This window comes from Collimonas sp. PA-H2, assembly GCF_002564105.1.
Classification (GTDB): domain Bacteria; phylum Pseudomonadota; class Gammaproteobacteria; order Burkholderiales; family Burkholderiaceae_D; genus Collimonas.
Genome location: NZ_PDBX01000001.1, coordinates 1,173,408 through 1,190,860, shown reverse-complemented (window position 1 = coordinate 1,190,860; position 17,453 = coordinate 1,173,408). Strand labels below are relative to the sequence as shown.

The following is a 17,453-nucleotide window of genomic DNA, read 5'->3' as shown; positions in this document are numbered from 1 at the left end:
GGACTGGATTAGTGATTGTTTTGATACACGTAGGGTTGCTGGTCGACGCGGGATTCCTCAGTCCGGTTCTGGCTGTCCAGGTCGATCGGGGTCTTGTCCCACAGCAGGGCGCGGCCGGCCAGCTGCTGTTCTTCCAGCTTTGGATTCTTTTCCTTGAGTTCTGCAACGAACTTGGTGATGTCGGATTGGTAACCGTAAATTTGTTTGGAAAATTTCATGGGTGCTTTGATAATGGGCTGGGATTAGCCGCTATTTTATGCTATTTCGGAGTCGCCCAACGGTTTGTCGTCGGCAGCGGCAAGGATAGTTGCATGTTTTTTTGGTAACTGTGTAGTGGAAAAAGGACGGTATACTTGGATAATCACAGTAAGCAGGAGGCGGCATGAAATCATGGGCACGCAAGGTTTTGTTATTGCTGACGCCATTGCTGGTCGCGGCTTGCGATCAGAATGGCAACTTCGTACAGGAGGCGGGCTTGGAAAAACTCAACCGCGGCGTATCGTCGGAAGCCGACGTACGCAACGCCATGGGCCAGCCGGATACGGTCTGGGAAAAGGAAAACGGCGAGCGTACGCTGGAGTATCCGAAAGGCCCGGCCGGCACTCGCACCTGGATGTTCTATATCGGCCAGGATGGCAAGCTGGCCGACTACAAGCAGGTGCTGACCGAAGAGAATTTCGCCAGGATCAAGGCCGGCATGCGCAAGGAAGAAGTCAGGCAGATGCTGGGCAAGCCGCGCACCGTGGTGCAGTTTACCCGCAAGAACGAAGAAGTCTGGGACTGGCGCTACATCCAGAGCGACGCCAGCCAGGCTTTCTTCAATGTCCACATGGATATCACCAGCGGCCTGGTGACGGGCACTTCAGTGTCGCAAGTCTACGGCCATTGATTGCGTAGCTGGCGAGGGCCTAGCGCCTGAGCCAGCGCCGCATCACCGTCGGCGGCTCTTGCAGCGGATTGGCGCGGGTGTATTCCAGCTCCGGCGCCAGTTCGAATTCAAACACGGCATACAAGTCGACCACGCGCGCCTGGTCGGCGCCCACCGCCAGCCGCAGCTCATGCACATCGGCGCCTTGGGCGCGATGAATGATCGCTTCCATCAAATGCTGGGACAGGCCTTGGCCGCGATAGGCCGGCAACACGCCCATGCGCAGGATTTCCCATACCTCGGTTTCGGTATCCGACGGCAGCCAGCGCACCGAACCGGCTGGCTGGCCATCCAGCAGCAGAATGAAGCCGCCGCCACGCTGCAGGTCTTGCCGGACCCGCTCGGTTTGTTCGCGATGGCCGCTGGAACTGGCGGCGACCCGCTCCGTCCAGCAAGCGCGGGTCAGCTCGGCGATCAGTGCGGCATCGTCGGCGCTGGCTTCACGCACCTGCAGGCTCATCGCCGCTCTTAGCTGACCCGCATGCCCGGCTCGGCGCCAGGCCACGGGGCGAGCACGTAGATGCCAGGGTTGGCCTTGCCATCCGTGGCCGAGGCCGCCAGCACCATGCCTTCGGAGATGCCGAACTTCATCTTGCGCGGCGCCAGGTTGGCCACCATCACGGTCAGCTTGCCGACCAGTTCTTCCGGCTGGTAAGAGGATTTGATACCGGAAAACACATTGCGCAAGCGGCCTTCGCCGACATCCAGCGTCAGCCGCAGCAACTTGTCGGAACCGTCTACGTGTTCGCAGTTGACGATCTTGGCGATGCGTAGGTCGACCTTGACGAAATCGTCGATTTTGATCTCGGCGGCAAGCGGCTCGATGCTGCTGGCGGCTTCCGCCACTGCTGCTGGCGCGTCTGCAGCGGCGGCCGGCGCCGGCGCATCGAACAGAGCGTCCAGCATCTTCGGCTCGACCCGCGTCATCAGATGCGCGTAGGCGTTGATGGCGTGGCCGTCAGCCAGCGGCTTGGCGACATCGCTCCACACCAGCGGCTGGATCTGCAGGAAGGCTTCGACTTGCGCCGCCAGCGCCGGCAACACCGGCTTCAGGTACAGGGTGAGGATGCGGAAGGCTTCCAGCAGGCGGCTGCAGACTTCGTGCAGCAGCGCTTCCTTGCTCGGGTCCTTGGCCAGTTCCCATGGCTTGTTGGCGTCGACGTAAGCGTTGATCAGGTCGGCTTGCTCCATCACCGCGCGCAGGGCCTTGCCGTATTCGCGGCTGTCGTAGAGCGCCTGGATATCGGTCGCGACCGCGCGCAGTCTGGCCAGGAACGGATCGCTGTCGGTGGCCCAGGCGGTGCTGAGCTTGCCGTCGAACTTCTTGGCGATGAAACCGGCGGCGCGGCTGGCGATGTTGATGTACTTGCCGATCAGGTCGGAGTTGACGCGCGCGACGAAGTCGTCCGGGTTGAAGTCCAGGTCTTCCACCTTGGCGCTCAGCTTGGCGGCGATGTAGTAGCGCATCCATTCCGGATTCATGCCGAGGTCGAGGTAGCGCAGCGGCGAGATGCCGGTGCCGCGCGACTTCGACATTTTTTCGCCGGAGACCGTCAGGAAGCCGTGCACGAAGACATTGTTCGGTACCTTCAGGCCAGAGAAATGCAGCATGGCCGGCCAGAACAGCGTATGGAAATAGGTGATGTCCTTGCCGATGAAGTGGTACTGCTCGGTCTTCGGATCGGCCATGAAGGCGTCGTAGTCGCGTCCGGTCTTGCCGAAATAGTTTTTCAGCGAAGCCAGGTAGCCGACCGGTGCATCCAGCCAGACGTAGAAATACTTGCCCGGTTCATCCGGGATCTCGATGCCGAAGTAGGGCGCGTCGCGGCTGATGTCCCAGTCGCCCATGCCGCCGTCGCTTTCCAGCCATTCCTTGGCCTTGTTGGCGACTTCCGATTGCAGCCTTGGCTTGCCGTCGACATTGCCGAGCGCCCAGCCGCGCAGGAATTCCACGCATTGCGGATCCGACAGGCGGAAGAAAAAGTGTTCCGAGGATTTCATCACCGGCGTCGCGCCGGTCAGCGTCGAGTACGGATTCTTCAGGTCGGTAGGCGCGTATACTGAGCTGCACACTTCGCAGGAATCGCCATACTGGTCCTTGGCGCCGCATTTCGGGCATTCGCCCTTGATGTAGCGGTCCGGCAGGAACATGTTCTTGACCGGATCGAAGAATTGCTCGATGGTCTTGGTCGAGATGAAGCCCGCCGCTTTTAGCTTGCGATAGATGTCGCGCGACAGTTCGTGGTTTTCCGGACCGTCGGTCGAGTGCCAGTTGTCGAAGGCGATATGGAAGCCGTCCAGGTACTGCTTGCGGCCGGCCGCGATCTGCGCCACGAATTCCTGCGGCGTGATGCCGGCTTTCTCGGCGGCGATCATGATCGGCGCGCCGTGGGCGTCGTCAGCACCGACGAAATTGACTTCGTGGCCCTGCATTCGCTGGAACCGCACCCAGATGTCGGCCTGGATGTATTCCATGATGTGGCCGATATGAAACGCTGCATTGGCGTAAGGCAGGGCGGTGGTAACGAATAACTGGCGTGGAGTTGAAGTCAAAGTAATGCTCATTTGGCAATGAATTTGCAACGTCAAGCGCTGCTGGTTGGAATAAAGGGTTGATTTTAGCAGTGCCGGGGCGGTTTTCGCTTTAGTCGTGCTCGATTAACCATATTTAGAGGCAAGCGGAAAGCCCACTTCTATCCGCCTTGAGCGTGAAAGCGGCGATTTGGTTTAGACTTGCCGCATCTTATCAAGAACGTGCAGAGGAAAAGTAATGAGCGTCACGATTGAAGCGGTCAAGGCAGCGTTATCCAGCGTCATCGACCCGAACACAGGCAAGGATCTGATCAGCAGCAAGTCGGCCAGGAATATCCAGCTGGACGGCGCCAACGTCTCGTTCGACGTTGAGCTGGACTACCCGGCCAGGAGCCAGTTTGCGCTGATCGGCGCTGCCGCCATTGATGCGGTAGCTGCGCTGGCGGGCATCGGCCAGGTGCGTCCGAATGTCTATTCAAAAATACAATCGCATGCGGTGCAGCGCGGCATCAAGCTGATGTCCAACATCAAGAACATCATCGCGGTAGCGTCCGGCAAGGGCGGCGTCGGCAAGTCGACCACGGCGGTCAACCTGGCGCTGGCGCTGGCGGCGGAAGGGGCCCAAGTCGGCATCCTGGATGCGGATATCTACGGCCCTTCGCAGCCGATGATGATGGGTATCAGCGGCCGTCCGGAAACCAAGGACGGCAAGACCATGGAGCCGCTGGAAAACCACGGCCTGCAGGTATCGAGCATCGGTTTCATGGTCGATCCGGACGAGCCGATGGTGTGGCGCGGTCCGATTGTGACCCAGGCTTTGCAGCAGTTGCTGGACCAGACCAATTGGCGCGACCTCGATTACCTGATCGTCGACATGCCGCCCGGCACCGGCGACATCCAGCTGACTCTTTCGCAAAAAGTGCCGGTCACCGGCGCCGTGATCGTCACCACGCCGCAAGACATCGCCTTGCTGGATGCGCGCAAGGGCTTGAAGATGTTTGAGAAAGTCGGGATTCCTATCCTCGGCATCGTGGAAAACATGAGCACCCACATCTGCTCCAATTGCGGCCATGCCGAAGCGATTTTCGGCGAAGGCGGCGGCGCCCGCATGTGCGGCGAATACGGCGTCGATTTCCTCGGCGCCTTGCCGTTGACCATGTCTATCCGCCAGCAGACCGATTCCGGCACGCCGACCGTGGTGGCGGAACCGGATGGTCCGGTGGCTCACATCTACAAGGAAATCGCGCGCAAGGTGGCGATCAAGGTAGCGGAAAAAGCCAAGGACATGAGCAGCAAGTTCCCGACCATCGTCGTCAAGAACGATTAAGTCTCAACTAAGCCTCAACTTCATGATGGATCGCCAGCCAGACGGTCGGCTGCGCGCCATCGGTCCATTCTATGCGGTGGCGGCAGCAGGCGGGGATGTGCAGCCACGCCCCAGCCTGCATCACATGCTCCACGGCCGCGCCCTCTAGCGTCAGGCCGGCGCTGCCGCTCAGCAGCAATACCCACTCCTCCTGCGGATTGTCGTACCAGAAACCGGGCGGGCTGGCCTGTCCGCTGGAAACGATGCGTTCGATTTTCAGGCCGGTGCGCTGGTGCAGCAGTTCAAACACTTCTTCCGAACCGGCTGGCGGCAGCGCGGTCAATAGATTGCCGCTTGCGATTTGCATGGTGTCCCTCCTGAAAGCGGTGCCGGCGGCATCCCTGTATTATTACATTTTCATTATTGCATTCAGTAAATTGTATGTGTCTGTAATGTCTGTCAGAAGCGCACCGGCATTATCTGTTTTCCACTTATTTTCACTCAAAGGATAAGACAATGAAATCACGATTTTTTTCCGTGCTGTTTTCCATTGCCGTGCTGAGCGCCGGCCTGTTGCCGCAGATGGCCCATGCGGCTTCGGTCTCTTTCAAACAGCCGGCTGACGGCGCGGTGGTCAGCAGCCCGTTCATCGTCGAGTTCGACGTCAGCGGCATGGAAGTCAAGCCGGCCGGCGATAAGACACTAGACAGCGGCCATCATCATTTGCTGATCAACGAAGACAGCATTCCGGCCGGCCAGCCGATTCCTGTCGATGAAAAACATATACATTTTGGCAAGGGCCAAACCGAAACCCAGCTGACGCTGCCGCCGGGTCAATACAAGCTGACCATGCAGTTTGCCGACGGCACTCATCATTCTTACGGCCCGGAGCTGAGCAAAAGCATCAATGTGACCGTCAAATAAGCTCGCTAGGGCCAGCGGTTCCATCCGCTGCTGCAACGCGGTAAAATGGGGTTTTCCTTGATAACGGCTTTGGCATGCCAAGGCCGTTTTTATTTATCATGACTGCTAGCACTCCAGCTTCAACTTCCCCGGCCACCAAGGTCCGCACCCGTTTTGCCCCTAGCCCGACCGGCTACCTGCATCTGGGCGGCGCCCGCACCGCGCTGTTTTCCTGGGCTTTCGCGCGCCATTTCGGCGGCACTTTCGTATTGCGCATCGAAGATACCGACCTTGAACGTTCGACGCCGGAAGCGGTGCAGGCGATCGTCGACGGCATGCAATGGCTGGGCCTGGAACATGACGAAGGTCCGTTCTACCAGATGCGCCGCATGGACCGCTATCGCGAAGTGATCGCGCAGATGCTGAAGGACGGCACGGCCTACCAATGCTATTCGTCGCCGGAAGAAGTCGAAGCGATGCGCGAACGGATGCGCGCCGCCGGCGAAAAGCCGCGCTACGACGGCACCTGGCGTCCTGAAGACGGCAAGACTTTGCCGCCAGTGCCGGCCGACCGCAAGCCGGTGGTCCGTTTCAAGAATCCGCTGGACGGCGAGGTCAGCTGGGACGACGTCGTCAAAGGCAACATCACGATTTCCAACCGCGAGATGGACGATCTGGTGATCGCCCGTCCGGATGGCACGCCGACCTACAATTTCTGCGTGGTGGTGGACGATTGGGACATGGAAATTACCCACGTGATCCGCGGCGACGATCACGTCAACAACACGCCGCGCCAGATCAATATCCTGAAAGCCTTGGGCGCCACGCTGCCGTTGTACGGTCACGTGCCGATGATCCTGGGCGCCGACGGCGAAAAACTGTCGAAGCGCCACGGCGCGGTCAGCGTGATGGATTATCCGGCGCAGGGTTATCTGCCGGAAGCCATGCTGAACTACCTGGCGCGCCTGGGCTGGAGCCATGGCGACGAAGAGATTTTCAGCATGGAGCAGTTTTGCCAATGGTTCAATCTCGACCATCTGTCGAAATCGCCGGCGCAATTCAATCCGGAAAAGCTGGCGTGGATTAACAACCACTACATCAAGCTGGCCGACAACCAGCGCCTGGCCGCCATGGTCAAGCCGCTGATGGAACAGGACGGCGCCGATTTCAACGGCGCGCCGGAGCTGGCGAAAGTCATCGGCCTGCTGAAAGAGCGCGCCAACACCGTCAATGAAATCGCGGTTGCGGCCATGCTGTTCTATCGCCAGCCGGCGCCGGATGCGGCTTTGCTGACGCAGCACTACACCGACGCCATCAAGCCAGCGCTGGCCGATTTCGCACAGCGCTGCGCCACGGTCGAATGGAACAAGGAAAGCCTGGCGCCGATGATCAAGGAAGTGCTGGCTGCGCACAAGCTGAAGATGCCGCAGTTCGCCATGCCTCTGCGCCTGATGGTGACCGGACAATTGCAGACGCCGGCGATCGATGCCGTGCTGGAATTGTTTGGCCGTGAGGCCGTGACAACACGTTTGCAACCTTATCTGCTGTAAATCTGCAATAAATCTGCAAATCGGGATTTACAAGCGCTAAATAAGCTTGCTATAATCTCGCTTCTGCAAACGGGGGTATAGCTCAGCTGGGAGAGCGCTTGCATGGCATGCAAGAGGTCAGCGGTTCGATCCCGCTTACCTCCACCAGCAAATTGGTAGCAGAAGTAGTAAGGTAGTAAAGCTAGTTGGACAGCTTGCTGTCCCCATCGTCTAGAGGCCTAGGACATCACCCTTTCACGGTGAGTACGGGGGTTCGAATCCCCCTGGGGACGCCAGAATTCTTTTGGCATCGACAGGAAAGCAGTCAGAAAATGGCTGCAGGAAATTGGTGTTGAGTGTTTTCGATACAATCGATAAGGCCGCCAAATGCGGCCTTTATTGTTTTTTGCAAGCAGCAGTAGAAGCAAGGCCAGTACGGACAGATTACTGTCCCCATCGTCTAGAGGCCTAGGACATCACCCTTTCACGGTGAGTACGGGGGTTCGAATCCCCCTGGGGACGCCAGAATAAAAAGGCCCGCGCAAGCGGTAATGCCGTTCAGTTAAGACTGAGCGGCATTTTTATTTGCGGAACTCGTAGGGTGGGCACTCCGTGCCCACGCGGACGGGCCGGGGCGCGTAGCCGGGGCACGAATGTCAGGGACACGAATATCCATGATACTGCGTGGGTACGGAGTGCCCACCCTACGCCATGTCGTTCTGCCCTAACTGAACAGCATTACCGCGCATGCGGGTCTTTTTTTTTTGTCGAATTCAAACTGAAGCAAATTCGAAGCCGCTTATTGCGGCTTTTTTATTTTGCGCAGTCAAAGACCATCAATCCGCAACCGGCCAAGACTCGCGGCAAGACGCAAGCGCGCGGTCTGCCAGCTGGTCAGCGACAGGATGCGCTGTTGCTGCGCGCTCGCCAGATCGCTTTGCGCCTTCAGCAATTCCAGGATATTGCCGACCCCGGCCTTGTAGCGTCCCTACGCCACTTCAAACGATTGGCGCGCGCTGCGCAGCAGGATGTCGGTGCTGTGCAGGTTTTCCGCTTCGGTGCGCAAGGCCTGATTGCTTTTCCATACTTCCAGCGTGACCTGCTGCTCGACGCCGGCCAGTTCCGCTTCCTTGCTGTCGGCCTGGGCCTGGGCGCCGCGCGCCTTGTACTTGCGGCTGAAGCCGTCGAACAGCGGGATGCTGATCTGCAAGCCGATGCTGCGGCTGTTGATGGTTTGCCGAGACGAGACCTGGGTGATCGGCGTGTCGCTGCGGTCGCCGGTGGCGAACAGCGACAGCGTCGGCCGGCCATCGGCGCGGGCGGCGTCTGCTTGCGCCTGCGCTGCCTTCCATTGCGCTTGCGCCGCCAGGATTTTCGGATGGCTGCGCACGGCGTCGGCGATCAGCTGGTCGACCGCTTGCTGCAACAGCGGCGCATCCGTGGCGTCGCCCAGCGCCGCCAGCATCAGCGGCGTGTTGGGACGCCAGCCCATGACGATGGCCAGGCTGCCCAAGGCATTCTGCAGATCGCCGGCCGCTTGCGCGCGTTTCAGGCTGGCCTGGGCGTGGGCGGTCTGCGCCTGCAGCTTGTCGGCCAGGGTGCCGGCGCCTGCCAGGTATTTGGCGGCGCTGGCCTTGAAGCTTTGCTCGGCAGCCTGTTCGGCTTCCGCGGTGGCGGCCAGCAGCGCCTGCGTCGCCTGCGCTTCGTAAAAGCTTTGCACGGTGCTGAGAAATATCGTCTGCAGCATATCGTCCTGTGCGGCATTGGCGGCGTTCAGCAATTGACGCGCGTTCTCCAGGTTGGCGGCGCGCAGGCCGAAGTCGTACAGCACCCAGCTCAGGTTCAGGTTGAGGTCGCTGCTGTGGGTCGTGAGCGAGGAATCGTTAGCCGGAAAATCGGGATAGCTGGTGCGATTGTCAGCCTTGCTCCAGGTGCCGCCTGCTGTCAGAGTGGGCAGGTAGGCAGCGCGGCTGACGCCGACCGCGGCCGCCTGCGCCTTGACGTTGGCCCAGGCCTGGCGGGTTTGCGGGTTGCGGCACAGTGCGCGCTCGATCGCATCCAGCAGCGTCAGAGGATCCGGCAGCCGGACGTCGAAGCTGCAGCCGACGCCATAGCCGGTGCTGACCGGCGTGGCGGAAACCCCATGCATGGTGCGCAACGGATCGGACCAGAGCGGTTCGGCGCGCAACGGTGCGGCAGCCATCGCCGCCAGCGCCAGCAAGCAGCAGGCACGCAGCGCGCCGCTCATGCCGGTGCCGCTTCCTGTGCTTGCAGCGCCTCCATATCTATCACCTTGCCGCCGGCCAGCACGATCGCGCGGTCGGCGCTGTTGATGGTCTCTGGCCGGTGGGCCACGATCACGCGCGTGATGCGCATGCTGCTGATTGCGTCGTTGACCAACTGCTCGCGCTCGATGTCGAGATGGCTGGTGGCCTCGTCCAGGAACAGGATCTGCGGCCGCTTGTACAAGGCGCGCGCCAGCAGGATCCGCTGTTTCTGCCCGCCCGAAAGGATGGTGCCCATGTCGCCGACCAGGGTGTTGTAGCCCATCGGCATGGCGCCGATATCCTGCTCGATGGCGGCCAGCCGCGCGCATTGCCGGATCCAGGCCTGGTCGGCCTGCGGATCGAAGAAGCTGATGTTGTCGGCCAGCGAACCGGCGAACAGCACATCGTCCTGCAGCACGGTGCCGACCATGCGGCGCAGGGTATCGAGGCCGACCTGCTGCACTGGCTGGCCGCCGATCAGCACTTCGCCCTGGCTCGGCGCCAGTATTCCAAGCAAGACATTGACCAGGGTGGTCTTGCCGCCGCCCGAGGGGCCGACGATGGCTACCGATTCGCCGGCTTCGATGCGGAACGAAACGTCGTCCAGCACATACGGTTCCTGCTCGGCATAACGGAAACGCAGGCCGCGCACTTCCAGCGACGGCAGCAACGCCGCCTCAGGCTCGCCCAGATTGCGTCCTTGCGTGGTTTCCGGCGGCTGCAGCACGATGTCGGCCAGCCGTTCGCCCTGCAATTGCAGCATCTTGAGCTCGACGAACTTGTCGATCAGCGAGCTGACACGGCTGTCGAACTGGCCCTTGTAGGCGCTGAAAGCCATCAGCACGCCGACTGTGAAATTGCCATCCATGACCAGGCGCGCGCCTAGCCAGATGATGAGGATGTTCTCGATGCCGAACAGTACGCCGTTGAGGGTCTTGTAGAGCAGGCTGAGTTTCTGCGTGCGCAGGTCGGCGTTGATCTGGTCCACCAGCAAAGATAACCAGCTGGAACGGCGCTCGTCCTGGCGCTGGAACAATTTGATGGTCTTGACGCCGCGGATGGTTTCCAGGAAATGGGTCTGCTGCTTGGCGGCGTGGATGATCTGTTCTTCGGTGGCATGCCGCAGAGGCGCGAACCAGGCCCAGCGCCCCAGCCCGTACAGCAGCATGGCGCCGATCGCGATCCAGGCCAGGGTCGGGCTGTAGATGAACATCAGCGCCAGCGTCACCATCGTCATGACGCCATCCAGGATCGCTTCCAGGAAAGAAGTGGTGAGCGTGTGCTGGATGATGCCGACCGCGCCGAAGCGCGACACCACATCGCCCAGGTGACGCTTCTCGAAATAGGCGACTGGCAGGCGTAATAAATGTGTGAAGACATTGGCTTGCCACTGCACGTTGAGGGTGGTGCTCATGTACATCAGCACCCAGCTGCGGCCAACGCCGATCGCCTGCTGCATCAGCATCAGCAAGCCGAAGCCCAATGCCAGGGTGGTGAGCAGGTCGCGGTCGGCTGAGACCAGCACATTGTCGATCACCCATTGCAGGAAGAACGGGCTGACGACGGCAAACACTTCCAGCGCCAGCGACAGCAGCAGGATCTGGCTGAACGAGCGGTACAGGCCGGTGATGCGGCCAAGCAGGTGGCGCAGCGGCACGCTCTGCACGGCGCTGGCCGGCTTGAAGCCGGGATTCGGCCACAGTTCCAGGGCCACGCCGGTAAACGCTTTGGCGACTTCATCGAGGGACAGTTTGCGGATGCCGAAAGCCGGGTCGTATATTGTTAGCGAACGGAGGCCGATTTCCTGCAGCACCACGAAGTGATTGAAATTCCAGTGCAGCACGCAGGGCAGCTTGAGCTGGCCCAGATCGCCGATCTCCAGTTTCAAGGGACGCGATGCCAGCTCCAGCTGCTCGGCAATGGCGATCAGGTCGCGCAAGGTGGAACCCTTGAGCGAGACCGGAAAGCGGCGCCGCAAACTCGCCATGTCGGTGCGGTAGCCGTGATAGCCGGCCACCATGCCGAGGCAGGCCAGGCCGCATTCGGTGGCCTCGGTTTGCAGCATCAGCGGCAGGGTGGCGTTGATACCGAAGGCAAGTCGATTGAACATGGTCACAGTTTGCCGGTCAGGCTGTAGAGAGGTTCCAGCACCCATTCGTAGAGGCGCAGCTTTTCCTGCTGGACGTCGGCGTCGAGCAGCATGCCGGCCTGCAGCGGCTGCGGCCGGCCGTAGGCTTGCACCTGCTGCGACGCCAGCCGCACGGTGATGCGGTACATCGGCTCGCTGCCGTTGCCGCCGGCAGGGACGCCGATGGCGTTCAATTCATTGTTCGGCAAGGCAGTCCTGGCGACCGATTCGACCACGCCTTTCTGGTGGCCGAATTTTTGGTAGGGATAAGCCTGGTAGCGGATCAGCACCTGGTCGCCGGGGCGCACGAAGCCGATCGCGCGGCTCGGCGCATACAGTTCGGCGCGCAGGGTGGCGCCGGCCGGCACGATGCTGAGCAGAGGCCGATTGCCGTCGACGGCCTGGCCGGCATCGGCCAGCACGGCGGTGGCGATGCCGGCTTGCGGCGCGCTGACGACGATGCGGCGCTTGGCTTCGCTTTCGCTCAGCTCCTGGCCGGTGCTGGCCAGCGTGCGGTCGATCTGCGCCAGCTGGTTCTGCTGCTTCAACGACAAACCGCCCAGCTCGCTCTGCTGCGCCGACAGTTCGCGGCCGACGCTGATGCGGTCGCGTTCCAGGCTTTGCTGGCGATTCTTCTGGTCGAGCAGGTCTTCCTGCTTTTGCTGGAATTGTTCGCGCGAGATGTAGTCTTGCTGCAGCAACCCCTGGTAACGCTGCAAGGCATCCTCTGCCAGCTTGACGCGGTCCTGCTGGCCGGCGATCTGCTTGTCCAGCTTGGCCAGCTCATTGCCGAGGCCGGCGATCTTGTTGTTCAGGCCGCTGCGTTCTTCCTGTTGCAGCAGGCGGGTCTTTTGCAGTTCATCGCGCAAGCTGGCTTGGCGCTGTTCGACCTGGCTGCTGATGGCGGCCTGGGTGGCGCCCTGGGTGCTGCTTTGGCGCTCGCTCGACAGCACATACAGGATCTCGCCGGCCTGCAGCGCCTGGCCTTCCTTGACATGCTGCTGGATGACGATGCCGCTCTGCGGCGCGTAGACCTTGATCAGGCCGCTGCTCGGCAGCAGCTGGCCGCTGACGGTGCTGTGCTTGGTGTAGCTGCCGCAGGCCAGGAAGGCGCACACCAGCAGCGCCAGCAAGGCGGCGCAGGCGGTCAGGAAGGCAAACGACAGCGGCCGTATCAGGACGATGTCGCCCAGCCATTTGCTTTGTTGGGCGGTTACAGCCTGTTCGCGGAATAAACTCATGATGTCTTTAAAATGACAAAAAACACGGCAGCCGGCTGCCGTGTTTTTTGTCTGGAAATCGAGCCGCTTTTAGGCTGGTTGCGGTGGTGTTGGCGGTGTCGGCGGCGTTGGCTTGTTGCAGTTCGGCTTGCTTGGCATGCAGTTCTTGAAGAAGCTGCTGAAGCAAGACGAGAAGAACCTGCTGAAAAACAGACAGCAGCCGCCGCTTACCTGATCGATTTCCTGTGCTGATAATTGCTGAATTGCCATATCTTCTCCCTTTGGATTAAAAAACAGCTGGCGGTGAATTCCAGTTACGGTTAGTCGCCAGTGAAATCCGGCACATGCCGAAAATTACATAAAAAAACATTAATTAATTATCGTATTGATATTATTGTTTTGCATTCAATGCGAATGCAATTCATTAATTGCAAATATAACAATAATTAACAATTTCTTTTTGGAATGTAAAATTGATTTGGAGTACCCAGGGACGAGCAGCGACAAGGCTTGCGGCTGCCGGCGGAAATAAAAAAGGCCGCATGAGCGGCCTTTGATTTTCCTGGAGAGCGGCTGTCTAGCGATGCGCGCCCAATGTCATTTCGCGTGCACGCTGCATGTCGCGGTCAAAATTGACGCGGGCTTCGCGTTTGCAATCGGCAGCTTCGCGTCCGCGCATGGCGCGGCAATCGTTCATGGCCTGGGCATAGGCATTGGTATTTTCTTTTTTCATGGATGCAAAGCGCGCCTGCGGCGTCCGGTCCGGCGCGCTCCAGCGTGGCGGATCCCGGTACTGGACGTTTTCTTCAGCCGCATTGACGTGCAGCGCGAAAGCATTCGCGGCGATAAAAAAAGCCAGCGATAAAGGCTTGATGTGCATTTTCATGATGCCTCCTGGTTGTGTCGCATTTAGCAAGACAGGCAATGCGAAGCTACTGATAGGACCAATGAAATCTACTTCTCGGTTGAGCCCGGCGGCGCCTCTGGAGCGCCGCCGGTCTTCAGGTGCTGCCCGAAAAAACGGATGCCTTAATAGCGCGAAATCTGGCCGTTGTCGACGCGCACCCGGTCGCCCACCCGCAGATCGCCGGGATTGCTGACGCTGATGGTCTGGTAGCCATTGTTGTTCATGCGTATGCGTACATTGTAGGAAGTGGAGCCCGGGCTGTTGCGCGCTTCCAGCTGGTTGCCCACCACTGCGCCGCCGACCACGCCGGCGATAGTGGCCAGGGTATTGCCGGTGCCGTGACCGACCTGATGGCCGACCACGCCGCCCAGCACGCCGCCGACCACCGCGCCGCCTATGCCTTGGCTAGGCGTGTTGACGGCATCGATAGCATCGACCACGCCATAGTTGCTGTTATTGTTTTGCTGGTAGCCGCCCTGCTGGTAACCCGGATAAGTTTGCGGAGGCGGATTGCTATAACCTTGGTTGCCATAGCCTTGGTTGCCATAACCTTGTCCGCCATACGGCGCGGCGCAGCCGCCGAGCAGCAGCGTGCCGCCGATGACTGCAGCCAGCATGGCTTGTTGAGTTGTTTTGCGGATTGTCATAGCTGCCTCATGATGTTGGTTGATATATTCAGTGTAGTACTTCGCAGCTGTGGTGCATGTGCGATTCACCACACTAAAACGATGTTGCAGCCGGCCCGGTTGACCGGCGCGCCATGAGCAAGGCGGATTGTTACGGAACTTACATTTCAGCAATCAATCCTGTTTTCCGGCAGGAATTTTCAACCCTTGCTCCAATAGTCCGGCTGCGCATAAATCGATTTCAGGCGGTCGATGAAGAAACGCACTTTGGCCGGCAGGTGCCGCTGCTGCGGATAGACCGCCATGATGTCGTAATGCGGCAAGGCGAATTCATCCAGCACCGTCAGCAGTTCGCCAGAGGCCAGCTGCGATTCGATTTCCCAGGTCGAACGCCAACCCAGGCCAAGGCCCTCGCTGACCCAGCGGTGCAACAGCTCGCCGTCATTGCAGTCGAGGTTGCCGGCAGTCTTGATGATCACGGGCTTGCCGCCTTGCTGGAAATACCAGCCGCGCTGCTGGCCGCCTTGCAGGTTGAAGGACAGGCAGTTGTGCTTGGCGATGTCTTCCAGCGTGCGCGGGATGCCGTTGCGATGAAAGTATTCCGGCGTGCCGCACACCACGCGGCGGTTGCTGGCCAGCTTGACCGCGACGAAGTTCGGATCGATGGCGCCGCCGATGCGGATGCTGATGTCATAGCCTTCGCGCACCAGGTCGACCACGCGGTCGGTCAGGTTGAACGAGATCTGCACTTCCGGATTGGTGGCGATAAAGGCCGGCGCATGCGGCGCCACATGCTTGCGGCCGAAAGCGGCCGGCGCCGACACCACCAGATGGCCGGTAGCCTTATGGCGGCCTTCGGAGATGATTTTTTCGGCAATATCCAGCTCGGTCAGCAGCTTGCGGCAATGGTCGAGGAATACCGTGCCTTGCTCGGTCAGCGTCAGGTGGCGGGTGGTGCGGTGCATCAGCTTGGTGCCGAGCCGCTTTTCCAGCGCGTCGATGCGCCGCCCCAGCATCACCGGGGTAATGTTCTGCTCCAGCGCCGCTCCTGCCAGGCTGCCTTTTTCGACCACACTGACGAAGGCTTCTATCTGTTTGAGTTTGTCCATGTCTCTTCCGGTTCGCTTATCTGTATTTTACTTTTTTACTTAGTATTCCATACTTGACGTATCGAATAAAGCGATTGTTTGTGTTCTTATCAAACAATATGTTTGGTTATAGGATGTGTCTCATCCACTCGGCAGTCTCCATACCAACCCTTGAAACGGGGCAAATTCGGAGCGGTCCGCAGGCAGTGGCAATAATTCACATTCTGTAATTCGGAGGCAACATGGCAAAGATGAAGGCAGTTGACGCAGTAATGCACGTATTGGCGAAAGAGGGCTGTGTGCAAGCCTTTGGCGTGCCAGGCGCCGCAATTAACCCGTTCTACTCTGCCATGAAAAGGCATGGCGGCATCGAGCACGTACTGGCGCGCCACGTTGAAGGCGCATCGCACATGGCGGAAGGCTACACCCGCGCCAACCCGGGCAATATCGGTATCTGTATCGGTACCTCCGGCCCAGCCGGCACCGACATGATCACCGGCTTGTACTCGGCCCAGGCGGATTCGATTCCTATCCTCTGCATTACCGGCCAGGCGCCGCGCGCCCGTCTGTACAAGGAAGATTTCCAGGCCGTCGATATCGAATCGATCGCCAAGCCGGTCACCAAGTGGGCGGTCACCGTGCGTGAGCCAGCCCTGTTGCCACGCGTGTTCCAGCAGGCTTTCCACGTCATGCGCTCCGGCCGTCCAGGCCCGGTCCTGATCGACATGCCGTTCGATGTGCAGATGGCCGAGATCGAATTCGATGCGGACACCTACGAACCTTTGCCAGTCTACAAGCCGGCTGCTTCGCGCGCCCAGATCGAAAAAGCATTGACCATGCTGAATGAAGCAGAGCGTCCGTTGCTGACCATCGGCGGCGGCGTCATCAATGCCGATGCGGCCGACCTCGCGGTTGAGTTCGCCGAGCTGACCGGCGTGCCGGTGATCCCGACCTTGATGGCATGGGGCGCGATCCCTGACGATCATCCGCAAATGGCGGGCATGGTCGGTCTGCAGACCAGCCATCGCTACGGCAACGCCACCATGCTGGCGTCCGACTTCGTGCTCGGCATCGGCAACCGCTGGGCCAACCGCCACACCGGTTCGGTGGAAGTATTCACCAAGGGCCGCAAGTTCGTCCACGTCGACATCGAGCCGACCCAGATCGGCCGCGTGTTCGGTCCGGACTATGGCATCGTATCTGACGCCAAGGCCGCCTTGAAGCTGTTCGTCGAAGTCGCCAAGGAATTGAAGGCCGCCGGCAAGTTGCCGGACCGTTCGAAATGGCTGGGCGAGTGCCAGGAGCGCAAGCGCACCATGCAGCGCCGTACCCACTTCGAAAACGTGCCGGTCAAGCCGCAGCGCGTGTACGAAGAAATGAACCGGGCTTTCGGCCGCGACACTTGCTACGTCAGCACCATCGGCTTGTCGCAGATCGCCGCCGCACAGTTCCTGCACGTGTACCACGCGCGTCACTGGATCAACTGCGGTCAGGCTGGTCCTCTGGGCTGGACCATTTCGGCGGCGCTGGGTGTCTGCGTAGCCGATCCGAAACGCGAAGTGGTGGCGATTTCCGGCGACTATGACTTCCAGTTCATGATCGAAGAGCTGGCGGTAGGCGCGCAGTTCAACCTGCCTTACCTGCACGTGGTGGTGAACAACTCCTACCTCGGCCTGATCCGTCAGGCGCAGCGCGGCTTTGAAATGGATTACTGCGTGCAGCTGGCGTTTGAAAACGTCAACGCGCCGGAACTCAACGGCTACGGCGTCGACCATGTCGCGGTCGTCGAAGGCTTGGGTTGCAAGGCGATTCGTGTCACCGATCCGAACGGTATCCAGGATGCCTTCGCCCAGGCCAAGCGCTTGATGAAGGAATTCCGTGTGCCGGTGGTGGTGGAAATCATCCTGGAACGTGTCACCAACGTTTCCATGGGCACCGAGATCGACGCCATCAACGAGTTCGAAGAACTGGCCACCAGCCGTGACCACGCACCGACCGCTGTGTCCCTGCTCGACTGAT

The 17,453-nt window shown here is 60.1% G+C and carries 15 protein-coding genes, 3 tRNA genes and 1 pseudogene; 8 read left to right on the top strand and 11 right to left on the bottom strand.

The window, feature by feature from the left end; all coding sequences use genetic code 11:
* Nucleotides 1-8: 8 nt before the first annotated feature.
* The gene (locus tag BCF11_RS05380; protein WP_098493832.1) at nucleotides 9-218 is read right to left on the bottom strand and encodes a DUF3460 family protein; all 210 of its coding nucleotides are present in this window, start codon (nucleotides 216-218) and stop codon (nucleotides 9-11) included.
* 164 nt (nucleotides 219-382) lie between these two features.
* Here BCF11_RS05380 and bamE point away from each other — a divergent pair, with 164 nt between their 5' ends.
* Nucleotides 383-889 (top strand): outer membrane protein assembly factor BamE, encoded by a 507-nt coding sequence (bamE, locus tag BCF11_RS05375; RefSeq protein WP_098493831.1) that lies wholly within the window; start codon nucleotides 383-385, stop codon nucleotides 887-889.
* Nucleotides 890-908: 19 nt separating this feature from the next.
* On the opposite strand, the gene BCF11_RS05370 is transcribed toward bamE, so the two are convergent.
* Nucleotides 909-1,388, bottom strand: a complete 480-nt coding sequence (locus BCF11_RS05370; protein ID WP_098493830.1) for a GNAT family N-acetyltransferase — start codon at nucleotides 1,386-1,388, stop codon at nucleotides 909-911.
* Nucleotides 1,389-1,396: 8 nt separating this feature from the next.
* On the bottom strand, nucleotides 1,397-3,493 hold the full coding sequence (gene metG, locus BCF11_RS05365; RefSeq protein ID WP_098493829.1) for a methionine--tRNA ligase: 2,097 nt from the start codon (nucleotides 3,491-3,493) through the stop codon (nucleotides 1,397-1,399).
* A 205-nt stretch (nucleotides 3,494-3,698) separates the two neighbouring features.
* Here metG and apbC point away from each other — a divergent pair, with 205 nt between their 5' ends.
* Nucleotides 3,699-4,787, top strand: a complete 1,089-nt coding sequence (apbC, locus tag BCF11_RS05360; protein WP_098493828.1) for an iron-sulfur cluster carrier protein ApbC — start codon at nucleotides 3,699-3,701, stop codon at nucleotides 4,785-4,787.
* A 7-nt stretch (nucleotides 4,788-4,794) separates the two neighbouring features.
* Here apbC and BCF11_RS05355 read toward each other — a convergent pair whose 3' ends face one another.
* Nucleotides 4,795-5,133: a cupin domain-containing protein gene (locus tag BCF11_RS05355; protein WP_098493827.1), complete on the bottom strand. Its 339-nt coding sequence runs from the start codon at nucleotides 5,131-5,133 to the stop codon at nucleotides 4,795-4,797.
* 149 nt (nucleotides 5,134-5,282) lie between these two features.
* Between BCF11_RS05355 and BCF11_RS05350 the strand changes: the two genes are divergently transcribed.
* From BCF11_RS05350 to BCF11_RS05330, 5 genes are all read left to right on the top strand, one after another.
* On the top strand, nucleotides 5,283-5,690 hold the full coding sequence (locus BCF11_RS05350; RefSeq protein WP_098493826.1) for a DUF4399 domain-containing protein: 408 nt from the start codon (nucleotides 5,283-5,285) through the stop codon (nucleotides 5,688-5,690).
* A gap of 98 nt (nucleotides 5,691-5,788) precedes the next feature.
* Complete coding sequence (gene gltX / locus BCF11_RS05345; RefSeq protein WP_098493825.1) at nucleotides 5,789-7,219, top strand: glutamate--tRNA ligase; 1,431 nt, start codon at nucleotides 5,789-5,791, stop codon at nucleotides 7,217-7,219.
* Nucleotides 7,220-7,290: 71 nt separating this feature from the next.
* Nucleotides 7,291-7,366: transfer RNA gene (locus BCF11_RS05340), tRNA-Ala, on the top strand.
* A gap of 52 nt (nucleotides 7,367-7,418) precedes the next feature.
* Nucleotides 7,419-7,494, top strand: a tRNA-Glu gene (locus tag BCF11_RS05335).
* Nucleotides 7,495-7,647: 153 nt separating this feature from the next.
* Nucleotides 7,648-7,723: transfer RNA gene (locus BCF11_RS05330), tRNA-Glu, on the top strand.
* A gap of 301 nt (nucleotides 7,724-8,024) precedes the next feature.
* Here the strand turns inward: BCF11_RS05330 and BCF11_RS05325 are convergent.
* From BCF11_RS05325 to BCF11_RS05300, 7 genes and pseudogenes are all read right to left on the bottom strand, one after another.
* Nucleotides 8,025-9,347: pseudogene (locus BCF11_RS05325) on the bottom strand (TolC family protein).
* A gap of 95 nt (nucleotides 9,348-9,442) precedes the next feature.
* Nucleotides 9,443-11,581 (bottom strand): peptidase domain-containing ABC transporter, encoded by a 2,139-nt coding sequence (locus BCF11_RS05320; RefSeq protein WP_199110759.1) that lies wholly within the window; start codon nucleotides 11,579-11,581, stop codon nucleotides 9,443-9,445.
* Nucleotides 11,578-12,834, bottom strand: a complete 1,257-nt coding sequence (locus BCF11_RS05315; protein ID WP_098493822.1) for an HlyD family secretion protein — start codon at nucleotides 12,832-12,834, stop codon at nucleotides 11,578-11,580. The genes BCF11_RS05320 and BCF11_RS05315 overlap by 4 nt, the downstream gene beginning before the upstream one ends.
* A gap of 7 nt (nucleotides 12,835-12,841) precedes the next feature.
* Nucleotides 12,842-13,000, bottom strand: a complete 159-nt coding sequence (locus tag BCF11_RS27920; protein ID WP_158229146.1) for a hypothetical protein — start codon at nucleotides 12,998-13,000, stop codon at nucleotides 12,842-12,844.
* A 390-nt stretch (nucleotides 13,001-13,390) separates the two neighbouring features.
* Entirely contained in the window at nucleotides 13,391-13,699 is a 309-nt protein-coding gene (locus BCF11_RS05310) for a hypothetical protein (RefSeq protein ID WP_098493821.1), read from the bottom strand.
* A gap of 143 nt (nucleotides 13,700-13,842) precedes the next feature.
* The gene (locus tag BCF11_RS05305; RefSeq protein ID WP_098493820.1) at nucleotides 13,843-14,367 is read right to left on the bottom strand and encodes a glycine zipper 2TM domain-containing protein; all 525 of its coding nucleotides are present in this window, start codon (nucleotides 14,365-14,367) and stop codon (nucleotides 13,843-13,845) included.
* Between the two features lie 179 nt (nucleotides 14,368-14,546).
* Entirely contained in the window at nucleotides 14,547-15,455 is a 909-nt protein-coding gene (locus tag BCF11_RS05300; RefSeq protein WP_098493819.1) for a LysR family transcriptional regulator, read from the bottom strand.
* Between the two features lie 221 nt (nucleotides 15,456-15,676).
* Between BCF11_RS05300 and gcl the strand changes: the two genes are divergently transcribed.
* Nucleotides 15,677-17,452, top strand: coding sequence for a glyoxylate carboligase (gene gcl / locus BCF11_RS05295; protein WP_098493818.1), 1,776 nt, complete (start codon nucleotides 15,677-15,679; stop codon nucleotides 17,450-17,452).
* The last annotated feature ends 1 nt before the right edge of the window (nucleotide 17,453 follow it).

What these genes read in the sequence shown, in the direction of transcription:
- metG (WP_098493829.1), bottom strand. Translation starts at nt 3,493, where the DNA reads ATGAGCATTACTTTGACTTCAACTCCACGCCAGTTATTCGTTACCACC.
- apbC (WP_098493828.1), top strand. Translation starts at nt 3,699, where the DNA reads ATGAGCGTCACGATTGAAGCGGTCAAGGCAGCGTTATCCAGCGTCATC.
- gcl (WP_098493818.1), top strand. Translation starts at nt 15,677, where the DNA reads ATGGCAAAGATGAAGGCAGTTGACGCAGTAATGCACGTATTGGCGAAA.
- BCF11_RS05350 (WP_098493826.1), top strand. Translation starts at nt 5,283, where the DNA reads ATGAAATCACGATTTTTTTCCGTGCTGTTTTCCATTGCCGTGCTGAGC.
- BCF11_RS05315 (WP_098493822.1), bottom strand. Translation starts at nt 12,834, where the DNA reads ATGAGTTTATTCCGCGAACAGGCTGTAACCGCCCAACAAAGCAAATGG.
- BCF11_RS05380 (WP_098493832.1), bottom strand. Translation starts at nt 218, where the DNA reads ATGAAATTTTCCAAACAAATTTACGGTTACCAATCCGACATCACCAAG.
- BCF11_RS05355 (WP_098493827.1), bottom strand. Translation starts at nt 5,133, where the DNA reads ATGCAAATCGCAAGCGGCAATCTATTGACCGCGCTGCCGCCAGCCGGT.
- BCF11_RS05310 (WP_098493821.1), bottom strand. Translation starts at nt 13,699, where the DNA reads ATGAAAATGCACATCAAGCCTTTATCGCTGGCTTTTTTTATCGCCGCG.
- BCF11_RS05305 (WP_098493820.1), bottom strand. Translation starts at nt 14,367, where the DNA reads ATGACAATCCGCAAAACAACTCAACAAGCCATGCTGGCTGCAGTCATC.
- BCF11_RS05370 (WP_098493830.1), bottom strand. Translation starts at nt 1,388, where the DNA reads ATGAGCCTGCAGGTGCGTGAAGCCAGCGCCGACGATGCCGCACTGATC.
- bamE (WP_098493831.1), top strand. Translation starts at nt 383, where the DNA reads ATGAAATCATGGGCACGCAAGGTTTTGTTATTGCTGACGCCATTGCTG.
- BCF11_RS05300 (WP_098493819.1), bottom strand. Translation starts at nt 15,455, where the DNA reads ATGGACAAACTCAAACAGATAGAAGCCTTCGTCAGTGTGGTCGAAAAA.
- gltX (WP_098493825.1), top strand. Translation starts at nt 5,789, where the DNA reads ATGACTGCTAGCACTCCAGCTTCAACTTCCCCGGCCACCAAGGTCCGC.